The sequence below is a fragment of the Enterococcus moraviensis ATCC BAA-383 genome (assembly GCF_000407445.1).
Lineage (GTDB): Bacteria > Bacillota > Bacilli > Lactobacillales > Enterococcaceae > Enterococcus_L > Enterococcus_L moraviensis.
In genome coordinates, this window is the sequence record NZ_ASWB01000005.1 from 43,340 (window position 1) to 59,572 (window position 16,233).

At 35.6% G+C, this 16,233-nt stretch carries 15 protein-coding genes and 2 other annotated features; of the genes, 12 read left to right on the forward strand and 3 right to left on the reverse strand.

All coding sequences use genetic code 11. The features are described from left to right. Positions 1-256: 256 nt before the first annotated feature. The 8 genes from abc-f to I586_RS15745 all read left to right on the forward strand — a co-directional run bounded on the left by abc-f (position 257) and on the right by I586_RS15745 (position 9,542). The gene (gene abc-f, locus I586_RS15710) at positions 257-1,852 is read left to right on the forward strand and encodes a ribosomal protection-like ABC-F family protein (RefSeq protein ID WP_010763838.1); all 1,596 of its coding nucleotides are present in this window, start codon (positions 257-259) and stop codon (positions 1,850-1,852) included. Positions 1,853-2,197: 345 nt separating this feature from the next. Then, positions 2,198-4,873 carry a fibronectin type III domain-containing protein gene (locus I586_RS15715; RefSeq protein WP_010763839.1) on the forward strand — a complete coding sequence of 892 codons (2,676 nt, stop codon included), beginning with the start codon at positions 2,198-2,200 and terminating at the stop codon, positions 4,871-4,873. A gap of 10 nt (positions 4,874-4,883) precedes the next feature. Beyond that, entirely contained in the window at positions 4,884-5,414 is a 531-nt protein-coding gene (locus I586_RS15720; RefSeq protein WP_010763840.1) for a hypothetical protein, read from the forward strand. A gap of 63 nt (positions 5,415-5,477) precedes the next feature. Then, complete coding sequence (locus I586_RS15725; RefSeq protein WP_010763841.1) at positions 5,478-6,134, forward strand: hypothetical protein; 657 nt, start codon at positions 5,478-5,480, stop codon at positions 6,132-6,134. Between the two features lie 24 nt (positions 6,135-6,158). After that, a complete protein-coding gene (locus tag I586_RS15730) occupies positions 6,159-6,485 on the forward strand; it encodes a hypothetical protein (protein ID WP_010763842.1) in 327 nt (108 codons plus the stop codon). 307 nt (positions 6,486-6,792) lie between these two features. Then, a complete protein-coding gene (locus I586_RS15735; RefSeq protein WP_010763843.1) occupies positions 6,793-8,259 on the forward strand; it encodes a glycoside hydrolase family 1 protein in 1,467 nt (488 codons plus the stop codon). A gap of 182 nt (positions 8,260-8,441) precedes the next feature. Further along, a complete protein-coding gene (locus I586_RS15740; protein ID WP_010763844.1) occupies positions 8,442-8,759 on the forward strand; it encodes a rhodanese-like domain-containing protein in 318 nt (105 codons plus the stop codon). Between the two features lie 174 nt (positions 8,760-8,933). Further along, positions 8,934-9,542: a flavodoxin family protein gene (locus tag I586_RS15745; RefSeq protein WP_010763845.1), complete on the forward strand. Its 609-nt coding sequence runs from the start codon at positions 8,934-8,936 to the stop codon at positions 9,540-9,542. A gap of 80 nt (positions 9,543-9,622) precedes the next feature. On the opposite strand, the gene I586_RS15750 is transcribed toward I586_RS15745, so the two are convergent. Genes I586_RS15750 through I586_RS15760 form a run of 3 tightly spaced genes read right to left on the reverse strand, consistent with a single transcriptional unit; the run spans position 9,623 to position 11,776 of the window. Continuing rightward, entirely contained in the window at positions 9,623-10,438 is an 816-nt protein-coding gene (locus tag I586_RS15750) for an amino acid ABC transporter substrate-binding protein (RefSeq protein WP_034702834.1), read from the reverse strand. 18 nt (positions 10,439-10,456) lie between these two features. Continuing rightward, the gene (locus I586_RS15755; protein ID WP_010763847.1) at positions 10,457-11,092 is read right to left on the reverse strand and encodes an amino acid ABC transporter ATP-binding protein; all 636 of its coding nucleotides are present in this window, start codon (positions 11,090-11,092) and stop codon (positions 10,457-10,459) included. A 42-nt stretch (positions 11,093-11,134) separates the two neighbouring features. Further along, complete coding sequence (locus I586_RS15760) at positions 11,135-11,776, reverse strand: amino acid ABC transporter permease (RefSeq protein ID WP_010763848.1); 642 nt, start codon at positions 11,774-11,776, stop codon at positions 11,135-11,137. Positions 11,777-11,843: 67 nt separating this feature from the next. Further along, positions 11,844-12,089 (reverse strand) — a binding site (T-box leader). 147 nt (positions 12,090-12,236) lie between these two features. Beyond that, positions 12,237-12,467, reverse strand: a binding site (T-box leader). A 255-nt stretch (positions 12,468-12,722) separates the two neighbouring features. Here I586_RS15760 and I586_RS15765 point away from each other — a divergent pair. From I586_RS15765 to I586_RS15780, 4 genes are all read left to right on the forward strand, one after another. Continuing rightward, positions 12,723-13,445: a gamma-glutamyl-gamma-aminobutyrate hydrolase family protein gene (locus I586_RS15765; RefSeq protein ID WP_010763849.1), complete on the forward strand. Its 723-nt coding sequence runs from the start codon at positions 12,723-12,725 to the stop codon at positions 13,443-13,445. A gap of 62 nt (positions 13,446-13,507) precedes the next feature. After that, positions 13,508-15,157: a peptide ABC transporter substrate-binding protein gene (locus tag I586_RS15770; protein ID WP_010763850.1), complete on the forward strand. Its 1,650-nt coding sequence runs from the start codon at positions 13,508-13,510 to the stop codon at positions 15,155-15,157. 257 nt (positions 15,158-15,414) lie between these two features. Then, complete coding sequence (amaP, locus tag I586_RS15775) at positions 15,415-15,978, forward strand: alkaline shock response membrane anchor protein AmaP (protein WP_010763851.1); 564 nt, start codon at positions 15,415-15,417, stop codon at positions 15,976-15,978. A gap of 13 nt (positions 15,979-15,991) precedes the next feature. Then, complete coding sequence (locus I586_RS15780) at positions 15,992-16,207, forward strand: DUF2273 domain-containing protein (RefSeq protein WP_010763852.1); 216 nt, start codon at positions 15,992-15,994, stop codon at positions 16,205-16,207. The last annotated feature ends 26 nt before the right edge of the window (positions 16,208-16,233 follow it).

A 16,233-nucleotide genomic window follows, 5' to 3' on the forward strand; every position in this document is an offset into this window, starting at 1 on the left:
GAGATAAAAAATTAAATAAAAAGGCCATTCAGACTTATTTACTTAAAACGAATCAGTCATAATATAACAAGAAAAAAGAATTTCTTTCACGAAATTCAATTAGAGAATCAGTGTATATTTTGAATTAAGTAGTAAAATGAAGGTTGAACGAGGAATTTTGTTCAGCTTTTTTTGTGCATGCTATTTTTTAAAACGTATATAAAAGAGAAGATTGTTTCATATATTTAATCTGTCTGAATGGCAGAATGAGGAAAACATGTTACTACAACTGCAAAGAATAACTAAAAATTATGGAACAGAGCCACTTTTTGAGGCGTTAAACTTACAAATAAATAAAGGAGAAAAAATAGGATTGATTGGTACAAATGGATCAGGTAAATCAACACTCTTAAAAATCATAACGGGTGCTGAGAATGTTGACTCAGGGACAGTTAGCTCTAAAAAAAATAGTCGTATTGGTTACTTAGCGCAAATGCCAAAAGCTTATGAGAAAAAGGTGAAAGCATATCTGCTGGAGACTTTTACATTAGTAAATTCCATTCAAAAGCAATTAACACAAATAGAGGAACAAATGACACAACCAGAATGTGATTTAGATAAATTACTAGATCGCTATGGACAAAAACAAGAAGAATTCCAACAAGCAGGCGGTTACGAAATAGAAAATAGATTAGAAATGATTGCAAACGGCTTGAAAATCGATCATTTGTTAACAAAACAATTTGCTCAGTTGAGTGGTGGAGAACAAACAATCGTTACTCTAGCAAGAATTTTATTACAAGAAAATGATCTTGTATTATTAGACGAACCAACCAATCATCTAGATGCTAAAAGAATTGCTTGGCTAGAAGGCTATTTGACTCATGAAAAAACAGCTTATTTGATTGTTTCTCATGATCGCTTATTTTTAGATCGAACGGTAGAAAAAATTGTAGAATTAGAAGATGGAACTTTACAGGAATACAAAGGAAATTATTCTTCTTATAAACGTCAAAAGGAAGAAAAAATTGAAAAACTAAAAAAAGACTTTGCGCAACAACAAAAGGAAATACAAAAAATAAAATTGGCGATTCGACGTTTTCGCCAATGGGGACATGAAGGAGATAATGAGAAATTTTTCAAAAAAGCAAAGCAGCTAGAGAAGCGTTTAGAAAAAATTCAAAGAATTCCAAAGCCAAATGAAGAGACAACAATAATGAATAAAACATTCAAAGAAACGAATCGTTCGGGAAAAGAAGTCCTTCAATTCAAAGAAGTCAGTAAAACATATGGCGACCGCCTATTATTTGATAAGGTAGATTTTTCATTGTTTTGGCAAGAACATTCAGCTATCGTAGGAGAAAATGGCACAGGAAAAAGCACCTTATTAAAACTGGCGCTGTCACTAGAAAAGGTGGATGGCGGTGAAATCAAACATGGGACAAATCTTCAGGTGGGCTACTTACCACAAGTGATTCACTATGACAATCCCAAAGAAACTATTTTACAATCATTCAACAATGCGTGTTCATTAGCAGAACAAGACAGTCGACGCGTTTTGGCAAAGTATTCGTTCTATAGTGATGACGTGATGAAGCAGGTCCGTTTTTTAAGTGGTGGTGAAAAAATTCGTTTAGAACTAGCAAAACTTATGCAAAATGAAGTTAATTTCTTGGTATTAGACGAGCCAACGAATCATTTGGATATTGAAACGAGAGAGGAAATAGAGGAAATGCTAGAGGCATTTAAGGGGACTATGCTGGTTGTTTCACATGATCGCTTCTTTTTACAAAAAATGTTTAATACGTTTTTACTGGTTGGGCAACAGAGAATCGAGAAAGTAACAAGCCAATATATAGAAATAATCGAATAAGTATCATTTAATAAATAGAAATATCACGGAACAGGATAAAAATGATAGGAATTTTTATCCTGTTCCGTGATAATTTTTTTTACTATTGCCATAAAAAGGTCAAAAACGATATGAAAATTGAAGATCTTTAAAAAAAATTAATGATTTTGAAATATAAAACAAATGCACTTAAATGGTGAATAATGTATAGAAAGTTAAAAAAAATTAATCTAAAATGAATAAAATAATAATGGAAATAAAAAAACTGTTGTTATTAAATTGAATTTTACTTGAAATTACAATACAATGATAGAGGGATGAAGATTTTAAAATCTGATTTCTATGAAAAAAGTAGGGGAGGATGTCGTGAAAAAAAGTATTCATTTAATTTTTATTAGCTTCATTATCTTAATGATATTTCCGATTGATTGGTCTTACGCTATAGAAACGACGCATTCTATTGAAGAAAGCTCTTCGACAGAAGAAAGTTCACAAACGACTGAGGTGACTGAGTCTACGGAAGAAGAGGCGGTTTCTGAATCGTCAGAACTACCAATCGACGATTCCTCTGTTGAGCAAGAATCCTCCGAGGAAGAAATAACTGTCGAAAGTGAAAAAATAACAGACGATAGCAGTATAAATAATTCAATAGATGAAAATAAATCTGAAATAAATAGTAAACAAATGTTAAGGCTAGATGCTGCACAAGATGCGGACGGCTTTTGGTTAGTTGATTCAGCTGCTACATTAACAGAGTATTTAAAAGATAGTCAAAAACTAAACTTTCGTTTGACTGCTAATATTGATTTAGGATCAAATAGTTTTCAGCTTAAAGATCAAATGATCATTGATGGTGCTAATCACGTTGTTACATATAACAAAGGGGGTTCACCAACTAATGGTTTTTATGCGAATCAAGCAAATGCGGTAATTGAGATTCGTAATACACAGTTTGGAAACAGTGACGGCTCTGGTGCAGTAGGCTATTATGGTATTTTATCTGGAGGATCAGCTGCTAATATGACATTTATATTTGATGGTGTTGATTATTATTCAACAAATGGTCAAATGATTCATAACATAAACGGGTCGGTCATTATGCGAGGGCAAAACAATATCGATCAAAGAGGAACGAATACATATTCCCAGGAATGGGCAGAAATCAATTACGTAGAAATTCAAAGCGGTCATACTTCAATCAAACATGCTGGAACAACAGAAGCGTTTATTTGGTCGACCAGTACTACCTCGGCTAATCCACACGCAGGGACTTCCCAAATTGTAGTGAAGGAAAATGCTCAACTTGATATACAAACGAATGGAAATGTGATGTATGGTAGTTTGTCACCAAGTTATATCGTTGAAAAAAATGGTATTTTTAATTTGGATAAAGTGACACTAGCATCAACAAGTTCAAAAAATCGTTTCTTTGCTGCAAACCTGACTCAGCCAGTTACTTTCGATTTTAAAGAAAATGCCCAAGTGAATTTTAAATTACCTTTACCGATTAACCTTTATACAGCTAAGGGAGGAATGTCGATAGGGGAAAATGCTGACGTTTCAATTGATGTTGAAAACGGCAGTGTCTTCACGACATCCTCATCTAGCACCTTTGCTCTCACTATGGATAAGGTAAAACAAGCTTCGTTTGCAGGAACTAGTCTTGGAACTTTTGGACTAAATGGTGCGAATGGGGTAAATAATTTATCTTTTACAAGTAACTATTTACAAAAAATAGAAACATTCTCAAGCAGAACAAGTAGCACACCGGAACAAGAGATAGTGAAGAAAGCTTCAGATTTGAGTGCACAAGGAACGAATTTTACGAATATAGCAACTTCTATCGATCCATTTAATGCATCAGAACTACTTGCTTTAAAAAATTCACAGAAAATTGTATTTAGTGAATTTATAGATGTTCCAGATCAATTAGAATTATTTGCACTTGAGGCATCGGATACTTCTATTTCATTGTCTGGAAGTTCGATGAATAATGGAAGTCCAGCAACTGAAGTAAAATTCTTCATTTTTTCTGATGAAGATGATGCAAATGATTTGAGGAATGCAAGGCAAATTGTTACGTTAAATTCATTTGATGGTCAGATAAACACAGCAGTAAAGTCACATTACAATGTCGTAGTGGATGGTCTAAATCCAAATACTCTCTATTGGGCTCAAATGATGGTGGTCAATCAAGCTGGGGAAAGCGCGTTTTCGGATACTGAATTATTTGCTACTAAACCGCAACTAAGTAATCTCACAGCAGATGTCACAACAACTACTGCATTTATCAATGGCGAACTGGCAAGTGATTCAGGGAAGTGGACGGACTATTCAAACGGAGAAGCCGCAGCAATACCCGATCAACCAGCAGATTTTGGTGCCAAGTATCGACAAGTAACAGTAGAATATAGTAAAAATAAAGATTTTCCAGAAACTGAAACAAGCACCCAAATTGCGGATCTTTCGGGAGATAAGAATCAAAAATTTAGTACGAAATTAAAAGACCTTGATGGAGATGTTACGTATTATGTTCGTGTAAGAGTTGCAGGTGTTCACGGAGAAGAAGTAGTTTTAGCAATGACACCTCTAACCGAATTTCAAACGGTAACGGAAATTATTAAGGTGGAAGTACCAATTGAAATGGCTTTTCAGACAGAAAATAAAGATTTAGGAACTTTGAATGAAGGGAAAGTTAGTTCAGCGGACTATCCAATTATAAATAAAGGAAACACACCGACTAAACTATCGATAACGAATCTGACCAAGGAAAATACAGACGCAAACCAATTGTTATTACTAGATAACCTTTCTGGAAACACAGGGCAGAATGAACTGGCGTTACAGTTACTTGTGGATAATAATGAGTCGAGCCCACTCTTTTTAACGAGTGACTTAGTCAATAATCCGCTATCGGTCGTGATCTTAAAAGCCAACGAACAAAAAAGTCTGAGTCTAAAGGGTAGATATTTCAATCCAATGGAGCAGGCTGTGTATCCAACCTATAAAATGACATTTAAAGTTGAAAAAGATGGACAATGAGAGGAATTCTATGGATAAAACAAACGAAGAGAAGAAGAAAAAGAAACGACTACTGCTACTATTATTGTTATTGTTACTTGTATTATCAGCTGGCGGTTTATACTATTATTTCTCTACTAAAACGGAACCTGTTCAAGTTGTTTCCGGGGACTATTTACCAGAAACAAAAGGTGCCAAAAAGATGAGTGATAAAGAAGTGAAAGCAGCAGAACAAAAAGCTGTTGATGCAAGCAAATTCAATATGGTCATCAAGTCAGAGGCCGTATTTGAAACAGGTGACAGTGAAGGCAGCCTGTACATTCAAAATCCCGTCGAAAACGGTTATCCTATCAACGTAGTGATTCGTTTAGACAGCAACAATGAACAAATTTATTCTTCTGGTGCAATTCAACCAGGTTATGAAATAAACGGAGCAAAACTAGATAAAAAAATTGCTCAAGGAGATCATCCAGCAACAGCCACATTTGACATTTATGATTCAAAAACAAATAAAAAACGTGGACAAGTACAAGCTGGTATTACAATTCGCGTCAACAATTAATAATGTTATTTAACAGGATTTCTGTTAAAAATAAATCAATCACACATAAGAGGGAGAAACAATATGAAGAAAACAAACTTTTTACTTGCTGCAATGATGCTAGGTTTAAGCGTATCTGGGTTAACACAACTGGCTTCTGCTCAAACAATTGATGGGGAAAACTCAGCGGACGTTATTATTAACGGAACAATCGGTAAATTAGATAACAAAAATCCAGATACAGCTATTCCAGAAGGGGCTGATGAGTGGATCAACGTTACTGTTGATACTGCTACAGCATTCCACACAACAACAGCTAGTGCACACAAAAATATTGAATCAGCAGATTACAGTATTGTGAACAATTCTGGACGTGGTGTTGCAGTGACCTTGAATAAGATGGTCGGAACACCAACGTATGTTGATACACTAACGATCAATGCTAAAGGCAATGGTTTAGTTGCAGCGCCTGTAGCGACGAACTTGGTTGACGGAAATGCATTGGTTGACTTGACAAGTTCCCCTGTTTGGATGCGTTTAGCAAATAAAGATGGACGTTTGAACATCGAGACAGATGCTGCTTCAACGTATGCTAATTCTGCAAAATTTAACTATACAGGTACAACAGTTGCGAACTTACCAGCAGATGTTAATCAAAAAACAACTGCAGAAGATTACACATTGACATTGAAATTTACATCAATTCAAAAAGATGGTACAACACTTGGTGTAACGCCATAATTTAATCAAAGGCTGTGATAAACAATGAAACGATTTAGTTGTCACATCATTACATTGATTCTTTTGGTGAGCGGTACGATTTTTTTACAAAGTTCTGCTTATGCAGCAACAGATGTAGAAATTTATGGGCAAATCGGTGGGAATCAAACTAGTTCTCATCCGCCAAAAGAATCAGAAGCAGATACAGGTACAAAACTAGCACAACTAGCACAACCAAAGCAAACGCACATAGAACTAAGAAGATTTCCTAATATGGGTAGTATCGTAGAAAAAATCACGCCAATTGGATTGATTCTACTAATGATTTATTTACTCGTGAATAGATGGAAAGCACATAGAAAAGAAGTGTAGGAAAATTTTATATTTTCATACGTATATAAATGTTTGAACCGGACAACCTTTTTATTCAGTTTGTCCGGTTTTTGTTCTCTATTTTTGAACTCGGATTGACAGCGTTTTCTTGTGTGGTATAATAAAAGACAACGGAATGTAACTGATATTTTCAGGCATAACCATAATGGAGTAGGATGACAAGGACTTGTCATGTTTACGCTATTATGGTTTTTCTCGTTTTAACGGACGGTGTTCTGGCATCAGTAAAAATCATGTACCGAGCAATTTAGTGTTTCTAAAAAAGTAGAGTAAGGAGAAATGATCAATGAGTAAATCAGGATTTCCAGAAAATTTTTTATGGGGCGGAGCAACGGCAGCTAACCAATACGAAGGTGGCTATCTTTCCGGTGGTAAAGAACTAAGTACTTTAGATGCCATTACAGGAGGCAGCCATACAAAACCAAGAATGATTACTTACAAAACAAAAGAAGGCAAAATCGAAACATGTACAAGAGGAGCCGCTTTACCAGAAGGGGCAGTTGGTTATGTTGATCCTGATCAATACTATCCAAGCCATGTAGCAACCGATTTTTACCATCATTACAAAGAAGACATTGCTTTATTTGCTGAAATGGGCTTTAAATGTTTTAGACTTTCGATTGCATGGTCTAGAATTTGTCCAAAAGGAACAATGGAAATCAATGAAGAAGGTTTGGCTTTTTATGATAAAGTATTTGATGAGTTACTTCGCTATGGAATCGAACCTATCGTGACAATCAATCATTTTGATATTCCCATGTATTTAGCAGATGAATTAGATGGTTGGTCAAGTAGAAAAGTAATAGATTATTTCTTGTTTTTCTGTGAAACCTTGTTTAAACGCTACAAAGATAAGGTGAAGTATTGGATGACATTCAATGAAATCAATTTCTTACGCAGTTGGACTCAAATCGGTATTCATCAAAATGATAAACAAGCAAAATATCAAGCAGCACATCATTTATTCGTAGCGAGTGCTAAAGCGGTGAAAGTAGGTCATGAAATCAATCCAGACTTTAATATTGGGATGATGGTGGCTTACATTCCAAGTTATCCAATGAGTTGCAATCCAGAAGATGTGATGGAAGCAATCCAATTTAATCGTGAGCAAGAATTTTATATTGATGTGCAAGTTAAGGGGTACTATCCAGCGCATAAACTGAAAGAATTCGAACGGGAAAATATTGTAATCAAAAAAGAAGCTGGAGATGATAAACTCATTCAAGAAGGAACTGTTGACTACATTGGCTTTAGCTACTATATGTCGACCGTTTCAGCATCTAATCCAGATGAAGTAAAATATGTGGGCGGTAACCAAATGCCTGCTGTCAAAAATCCCTATTTACAAGAATCTGATTGGGGCTGGGCAGTGGATCCGTTAGGTTTACGTATTTCTTTGTGTAAACTGTATGATCGTTATAATGTACCATTATTTGTTGTAGAGAATGGTTTTGGTGCAGTTGATCAAGTTGAAGCGGACGGTACGATCCAAGATGATTACCGAATCGACTACTTCAGTAAACATGTCGCTGCAATGAGTGATGCGATCGAATTAGACGGTGTTGAATTGATTGGGTATACACCTTGGGGTTGTATTGATTTAGTTTCAGCAGGAACGGGTGAAATGAAAAAACGTTATGGTTTTATTTATGTTGATATGGATGATGAAGGAAATGGAACTTTAGAGCGTTCTAGAAAACAGTCATTTTATTGGTATAAAAAAGTAATTGCAGCAAATGGCGCACAAGATTAAGAAGAATTGGACTTACTTCAAACTTTTGAAGTAAGTTTTTTTTATGAATTTCAAAAAATGCACGTAAAAAGTTGTAGTAAAAAGAAACAGTGGTATACTGCTAATGAAGCGAATTTATTGATTACAGAATAGAGTATCAGTAGTCAGTGTGTTGAAAAAGCTACAGGGGGAAAATTACTAGAATGAAGAGAGTATCAGTTAAAGAATTAAAGAAATTAATCGAGTTAACAGTGAACGAACCAGTCTCAATCATTGATGTGCGAGAAGTAGATGAATTTGCTGCTGGCCATATCGTAACCGCTAAAAATTATCCATTGTCCACATTACCAGAAGCAATGGCGGAAATCGATCATGACCAACCTCATTATGTTATTTGTCAGCATGGTGTACGATCTGAGCATGCCTGTTCTTTTCTAGAGAATTATGGATACAATGTAGTTTCAGTATCAGAAGGTATGTCAGTCTGGGATGGCGAAAATAAAGTTACTAGTTATAGATAAGAAAAAAGTCGTAATGAGCAGACAGCTTATTGCGACTTTTTTGCAAATATAGTCAGAAATTGAGAAGAAATAAAAAAACTTATTTTTAGTAAGTAAATTCTCTTGTAAGTTTACTTACTTTTTGTTAGTATGTAAATATAGATAAGAAAACAACAGTTATTGGAGGAATAAATCATGACAACAAAATTATTAATCGCTTATTACAGTTCAACAGGAACAGGTACACAAATGGTAGAGTGGGCTAAAGAAGCAGCACAAGCAAATGGCGCTGAGGTTCGTTTAAGAAAAGTTCATGAGCTAGCACCAGATGTAGCAATTGATTCAAATCCAGCATGGCGTAAAAATGTTGATGCAAGTACGGATATTCCAGAAGTGACAAGTGATGATCTATTGTGGGCGGATGCGTATATCTTCTCTTCACCATCACGTTTTGGTGTAATGGCCAGCCAATTAAAACAATTCTTTGATTTACAAGGCGGACTTTGGGCACAAGGTAAATTAGCGAATAAATTTGTCACAGCATTCTCTTCTGCACAAAATCCAAACGGTGGACAAGAACAAGTGATTCAAGGAATTTATACTGTAATGCAACACTGGGGTGCGATCATCGTACCAGCAGGATATGTAAATCCTTCTACTTTTGCAGCGGGTGGTAATCCTTATGGAACGAGTGCGTCAGTTGATGGCGAAGGAAATATGTTGAAAGCTGATGAAGTAAAAGCAGCAGTTCAAGATCAAACAAAACGTTTGGTCGATGTAACAAGTAAATATTTAGGCGAATAAAAGCAGCTTTAAAATTAAACCCCTCCAAGAGAAGATGATTCTCTTGGAGGGGTTTAATCGTTCTATTGATTTAGTAGCGATTACTTTGTCACATCTTCTCCAAACCATTCTTTGGAAATATCGGCAAGTCTACCAGATTCTCTGAGTTCTGCAAATGCATTATTGATTTTTTCTGCTAATTTTTTGTCAGACTTTCGTAAACCGACGGCAAAAGCTTCGCTTTCAAAATCACCACTCACAATCGAGAAATCAGCCAAATTATCTTCATGAGACAAATAGTAATTTGCGTAAACTCGATCGATCAACAATCCGTCGATTCTTCCTGATTTCAAATCCATAAAGGCTTCATTAAAGCCATCATACAAAATAGCTGTTTGGTTTTTGACATATGTTTTTAAAATTTCAGGTTGCTCTTCAAAACTGTTATATCCAGAAGAACCATTTTGAGCACCTAGAACCTTTCCTTGCATATCTTTAAAGTGATTGATGTTATTTTTTTTCAGTGAGACGACAACTTGTTCGTTTTTCATATATTCATCACTAAAAAGTACTTTTTCTTCGCGTTCGGCACTTTTAGAATACCCATTCCAGATTAAATCAATTGTTTGATTTTGTAATTCATTTTCTTTCATTGACCAGTCAATTGGTTGAAAATCAACAGTGATGCCGTATAGGTCAAAGACTGCTCGAGCTAAATCGACGTCAAAACCAATAATTTCTCCGGACTTATTTTGAAAGCCCATAGGTACAAATGAATCATCTAAACCTACAATGACTCTTTTTTCAGAATGGATACGTGACCATTGATCTGTATCTGTTTTCTTTCGACCACAACCAGCTATTGTTAGGAAAAGGAATAAGGCGGTTAGGGTATACAATAAATATTTTTTCTTCATCATCTTAAACCATCCTTTCTACTGAACTGGTGTTACGGTCAGTAAGTTATCTGCAATATTTTCAGCAAAGTTCATATCGTGAGTGACAACGATTTGAGTCATGCCTTGAGCTTTTAACGTTAAAATCACTTCTTCAACTTGCTGACGAAGTTCAGGGTCAAGTGCACTGGTCGGCTCATCGTATCCTAATACTTTGGGTTTCATGGCAAGTGCTCGTGCGAGAGCGACTCGTTGTTTTTGACCGCCAGACAGTTGATAAGGATAAAGCGACTCTTTACCGCTAAGGCCAAATTTTGTCAGTAGGTCGATTGCTTCGGCTTCACTGGCTTCTTTTGTTTGTTTCAAGGAAAGAATCGGAGCTAAAGTAATATTGTCTAAAACAGAAAGATGTGGGAACAATTGGAAATCTTGGAAAACGATCCCCACGACTTGATCTGCATTATCCATTTCGACTGGATTGAACGGTACACCATCCATTGTCAGCTCACCTGAATCAATGGTTTCTAGTCCAGCTAAACAGCGTAACAACGTTGTTTTTCCTCCACCAGAAGGGCCAACAATCGTTAGGATTTCTCCATCTTTGATTTCTAAATTTAATTGATCGATGATTCGACGACCATCGAAGCTTTTGGTTAAGTTTTTAATTAATAACATGATTTTCCTCCTAATTTAAAAGCTGAAAAGATTCGCTTAGTCTTATTTATAATATTGATAGTGTTTTTCTAATTTTTTTGATGCTAGAGTTAAGACTGCTGTCAATAACAAATAAATAATGCCAACTAAGACTAGAGGCAATAGACTTACATCACGACTCATTGCAATTTTCCCTGCTCTTAATAAATCACCCAACCCAAGAACATAAATCAAGGAAGTATCTTTCACTAGATTGATGACTTCGTTTCCGATGGAAGGTAAGACGACCTTAACAACTTGAGGTAAAATAATTCTTGTCACAGTTTGAAAACTAGTTAGACGTAAAACTTTAGCTGCTTCATATTGGCCCTCTGGAATCGATTGAATCCCACCTCTAAAAATCTCGGCAAAATAGGCTGCATAATTTAAAATAAAGGCAAAAAGTGCTGCATCATAGCGCTCAAAAACAATACCAATCAAGGGCAAACCATAAAAAACAAAAATAAGTTGTAATAGCAAAGGTGTTCCGCGCATAAGCCAAATGTAGATATTGATCAAGAAATTCAACGGTTTGAAATTTGTTTGTAACGCAAAAGCAACTAAAATTCCAAGTGGGATAGAGCCTAAAAGTGTGAAGATAAATACTTTCAATGTCATAAGTGCACCGTCTAATAATGCCGGCATGATTTCTAAAATGTAATCCATGTTTTTTCCTCCAGTTGTTAAGTTCATTTTTTTTAGATAATGCAAAAAGTCCCCTTGGCTAGTTAGCCAAGAGGACGAAATAATCGTGGTTCCACCTCAATTTGTTATTACCTCGCGATAATAACCTCATGGAATTTTTAGTATAACTAAAGATTCTTTTCTGATAACGGTGAATGCCGCATCTACTTACTTTTTTCAGAAGATGACTGAATCAGATGTGTTCATCAAAGGTTTCCAGCTTTTTTTCTCAGCGAATAAAAAAGTCTCTGTCAGGAAAGTGTCTGTGATTACTTGTTCCGATCATGTGTTTTGTTTGTATTAGAGTAGCTAATTGAAATTTTTTAATAGGTTGTTTTTATTTGTTGTGAAAGTATTGAGTGACGTCACTAGGCTGATGTGCTTACCAAGTAACACTAAGTTAGTTCAAGATAAACAACAAAAAAATCCTTTGGCAATTCAGCCAAAGGACGTAAAATTCGTGGTTCCACCTTTTTTTATTATCGCCTCACAACGATAACCTCATGAAGTCATAGACTTCCAATGCTATAACGGGCATACCCGAACTTTCCTACTGAACCTTTCAAAAAGTTAACTCCCAGATGTGGTTCGCTTTATCTTTCTGTCTTTTCTCACCAACCAAAGACTCTCTTTGAGAATAAAATAAAGGTACTCTTCTGCTCTTTGTTTTTTATTACTTTAACACCAGTTTTTCATCTTGTCAACAACTAATTGTTTAGAAAATTCAGAAAATAATAGTTTTTAAGCATAAAAGTTACCGATTAGGTCAAGTTGAGGTAAAATAGAAATAGTTGTTTCCTATTAAAAAGTAAGTAAACTGGTGATAGTCAAAAACTATCGCACGCACTCTATTTGTACTGTCCTTTCCTATATATATCTGATAAACTAGTTACAATTATTAGCGGAAAGTAAAAAGGAGTGGTGTCGTTTGAGACGACCGATTATTGGCATTGCAGCAAATGAGATTGAAGATGCAGGAGCACGATTATATCATTTACCGATTAGTTACACTCCTTGTGGATATATTAAAGCAGTTCAAAATGCCGGTGGGTTACCGTTGGTTTTACCAGTCGGTTCTCCTGATTTGGCTAAGGCATATATCACTCAAATCGATAAATTGATTTTAGCTGGCGGACAAAATGTATCTCCAGCACTATATGGAGAAGAAATTCAAGTTGAAGAAGCAGCACTCTCACAAACAAGAGATCAATTTGAGTTAGCATTGATTGAAGAAGCCGTCGCTCAAAAGAAACCGATTTTTGCAGTTTGTCGCGGGTTACAACTAGTGAATGTAGCGCTTGGTGGAAGTCTGCACCAAGATATCAGCAGTTTGACTAATACTAAAATAGCGCATATGCAGGTGCCAGTATCCAGAGAAATTCCGACACATAAAATTCGTACAGAGGATACAAGTATTTTACGTAGTATTTATGGAGAAAAAACAACGGTCAACTCCTTTCATTTTCAAGCAGTTAAAGAGTTAGCAAAAAATTTGAAAGTCACTGCTTTCAGTGAAGATGGCATTATTGAAGGTGTGGAAAGTAAGGATTCAAGTTTGACATTCTTAGGTGTGCAGTGGCATCCAGATTTTGCTTATGATCATTTAGAACAAGAAATGAAAGTGTTTCGTTATGTCGTTGAAAAATTATAAACTAGGAAGCTTTATAGAACAACTTGTTTTGTTTAGCTTTTAAAAAGAGGAGGAATTTGGAAATGAAGAAAAAGTTTGGTATTTTTATTTTGGCAGCAGGGTTGTTATTGACAGCTTGTGGTGGGGGAAATGGCACGAGTTCTTCTAAGGAAAAAACAGATGGCGATAAAAGCTCTCAGACACAAGTGATAAAAGTTGCTTCTGGTGGTGAGCTGTCAACATTAGATAGCGCGCATTATACAGATGTTTATAGCTCAGACATGATTGGCCAAGTGGTAGAAGGTCTTTATCGTATGGATAAAAATCATGATCCAGAGTTGGCTGTTGCCGCAAGTGAACCAACAGTTAGTGATGACGGTTTAGTGTATACGTTTAAATTAAAAGAGACAAAATGGAGCAACGGAGATCCTGTTGTCGCTGGGGATTTTGTGTCAGCCTTCAAAAATGTTGTAGATCCAAGCTTTGGTTCAAGTAGCAGCAATCAAATGGATATTTTCAAAAATGGTCGAAAAATTCGTGAAGGACAAGCGAAATTGGATGAGCTTGGCGTGAAAGCAATTGATGATCAAACAGTAGAGATGACATTAGAATATCCAATTCCTTATCTAGCACAAGTACTGGTTGGAACACCATTTATGCCTAAAAATGAAAAATTCGTCAAAGAAAAGGGCGATGCTTATGGTACTTCGGCAGATAATTTTGTTGGTAATGGTCCATTCGTGATTTCTGGTTGGGATGGCAATACAGAAACTTGGAAATTAACGAAAAACAAGGATTACTGGGATCAAAAAAATGTAAAACTTGATACAATCGATGTTCAAGTAGTGAAAGAAATTGGGACAGGAACAAATCTTTTTGATGCAGGTGATTTAGATTACACTGTATTAGCAGATACTTATGCACTACAATATAAAGAGTCACCACAGGCACATTTTACACCTAAAGCGATGGTTGGTTATTTGAGTCCAAACCATAAACGAGAAGTGACAGGCAATGTAAATGTTCGCAAAGCGATTTTACAAGCAATCGATAAAGAAACATTCGCTAAAGACATTTTAGGTGATGGCTCGACTGCTATCAATGGTTTTGTACCGCAAGACTTTGCTAAAGATCCTAAAAATAATGAAGACTTCCGCAAAGAGAATGGTGATTTCTTACCGTTTGATTTAAAAGAAGCTCAAAAAAGCTGGGAGACAGCTAAAAAAGAACTAGGGAAAGATGAAATTGAGTTAGAATTACTCTCAGCGGATTCGGCCCTTGCTAAAAAGACGATCGAATACGTTCAAGGTCAGTTACAACAAAATTTACCAGGTCTAAAAATCACATTAAAATCAGTCCCATTGCAAAATCGTTTAGATTTACAAACTGCTAGTGAATTTGATTTAGTTTTTGGTACATGGACACCAGATTATGCAGATCCAATCAACTTCTTGGAATTTTATGATTCTAAAAGCGGGTTAAACACTGCAGGGTATAACAATCCCGAATATGATAAAGGGTTGAATGATGCGAGAATCACATTGGCAAATGACCCAGAAAAACGTTGGGATAAGTTAAAAGATCTCGAAAAAACATTGATTGAAAAAGATGCTGCTGTTTTGCCGCTTTATCAAGGAGCAATCGGTTACCTTAAAGCAGATCAGTTAAAAGAACTACAAGTTTTTCCTTTTGGAAGAACGGTATCCTATCGTTTGGCTTATGTAGAACAGTAGAGAAAATTTAATAGAGTGAGTTGTCAATTAGAGGTAGTTCCTTTATATGACAGCTCACTTTTTTTTAATACCTGAAATAGTGTTCAAAATCCACATACACGTGTAGTTGGCAGATAAACAAAGAGTAAAAAAATGGTGGGTATTTAGCACAAACCATGCGTATCTTTTGTAATTGTTGAATAATGCGTTTAACATTAATTGTATAGAGAAGAAAAAAAATTTTACAAAAGGACAAACAACGTTGGAGGGGAAAATCTATGCGAGTGATGAAAGGCCTTATTTCATTGTTATTAGTAGCTGGTATTTTTGGAATCACCGGTCTATATTCTCAAATAATGGATTTAGGCGTTGTGAGTACATTTTTTAATGATCTATTATTTCGATATGACTGGCTGTTTTATTTTTACCAAATCGTTCTTTTTGCGGTATTAGCAGTATTATTGCTCCTATTTTTACTGGTTGTATTCAAACCAATCACTAAAAAGCAAATACATCTAAAAAAAGACACAGGTCAGGTGAATTTGCCGTTAAGCACCTTGGAATCGATTGCCAGATCGTCGTTACAAGGAATTGTTGACAGGGAAAATGTACAGGTAAAGGTCAGGCTGACTAAAAACCAAACAGCCGATGTAGAAGTTACGATAGCGGATGAGCAACAACAGCAATTTTTAAGCAGAGGAAAAAAGATTCAAGAAATGATTCCGCAAGCGTTGCAACAAATGGCAATGGTCGAAACACATAAAATAAACGTTATCTTTAAAAAGAAAAAATCAGAATCGACAATATTGCCAACAGCTAAAAAAGAATCTCGGGTCGTTTAAAGGAGGGAATAGGTTGAAAAAATTAATGACAGTCGCTCCTTATCGCAACCAAATCATTTTTACAATTTTAGCCAGTCTAATTGCCATCTTGTTGATGACGATTGGATTTTGGAAAACCGTTTTGCTTGTCGCTTTAACAGGAATCGGCTATTTTATTGGCAAAACGCAAGATGAAAAACGCTCTATCTCTTCAATTTTAGCTTCAGTGCAAGCTTTTTTTGAAAGATAAAATAAATTGAATCAAAATCAGAAAGG

Excerpts from the sequence above, each read along its gene's own strand:
- I586_RS15720 (WP_010763840.1), top strand. The coding sequence starts at position 4,884 with ATGGATAAAACAAACGAAGAGAAGAAGAAAAAGAAACGACTACTGCTA.
- I586_RS15750 (WP_034702834.1), bottom strand. The coding sequence starts at position 10,438 with ATGAAGAAAAAATATTTATTGTATACCCTAACCGCCTTATTCCTTTTC.
- I586_RS15755 (WP_010763847.1), bottom strand. The coding sequence starts at position 11,092 with ATGTTATTAATTAAAAACTTAACCAAAAGCTTCGATGGTCGTCGAATC.
- I586_RS15740 (WP_010763844.1), top strand. The coding sequence starts at position 8,442 with ATGAAGAGAGTATCAGTTAAAGAATTAAAGAAATTAATCGAGTTAACA.
- I586_RS15725 (WP_010763841.1), top strand. The coding sequence starts at position 5,478 with ATGAAGAAAACAAACTTTTTACTTGCTGCAATGATGCTAGGTTTAAGC.
- amaP (WP_010763851.1), top strand. The coding sequence starts at position 15,415 with ATGCGAGTGATGAAAGGCCTTATTTCATTGTTATTAGTAGCTGGTATT.
- I586_RS15730 (WP_010763842.1), top strand. The coding sequence starts at position 6,159 with ATGAAACGATTTAGTTGTCACATCATTACATTGATTCTTTTGGTGAGC.
- abc-f (WP_010763838.1), top strand. The coding sequence starts at position 257 with ATGTTACTACAACTGCAAAGAATAACTAAAAATTATGGAACAGAGCCA.
- I586_RS15770 (WP_010763850.1), top strand. The coding sequence starts at position 13,508 with ATGAAGAAAAAGTTTGGTATTTTTATTTTGGCAGCAGGGTTGTTATTG.
- I586_RS15735 (WP_010763843.1), top strand. The coding sequence starts at position 6,793 with ATGAGTAAATCAGGATTTCCAGAAAATTTTTTATGGGGCGGAGCAACG.
- I586_RS15745 (WP_010763845.1), top strand. The coding sequence starts at position 8,934 with ATGACAACAAAATTATTAATCGCTTATTACAGTTCAACAGGAACAGGT.
- I586_RS15760 (WP_010763848.1), bottom strand. The coding sequence starts at position 11,776 with ATGGATTACATTTTAGAAATCATGCCGGCATTATTAGACGGTGCACTT.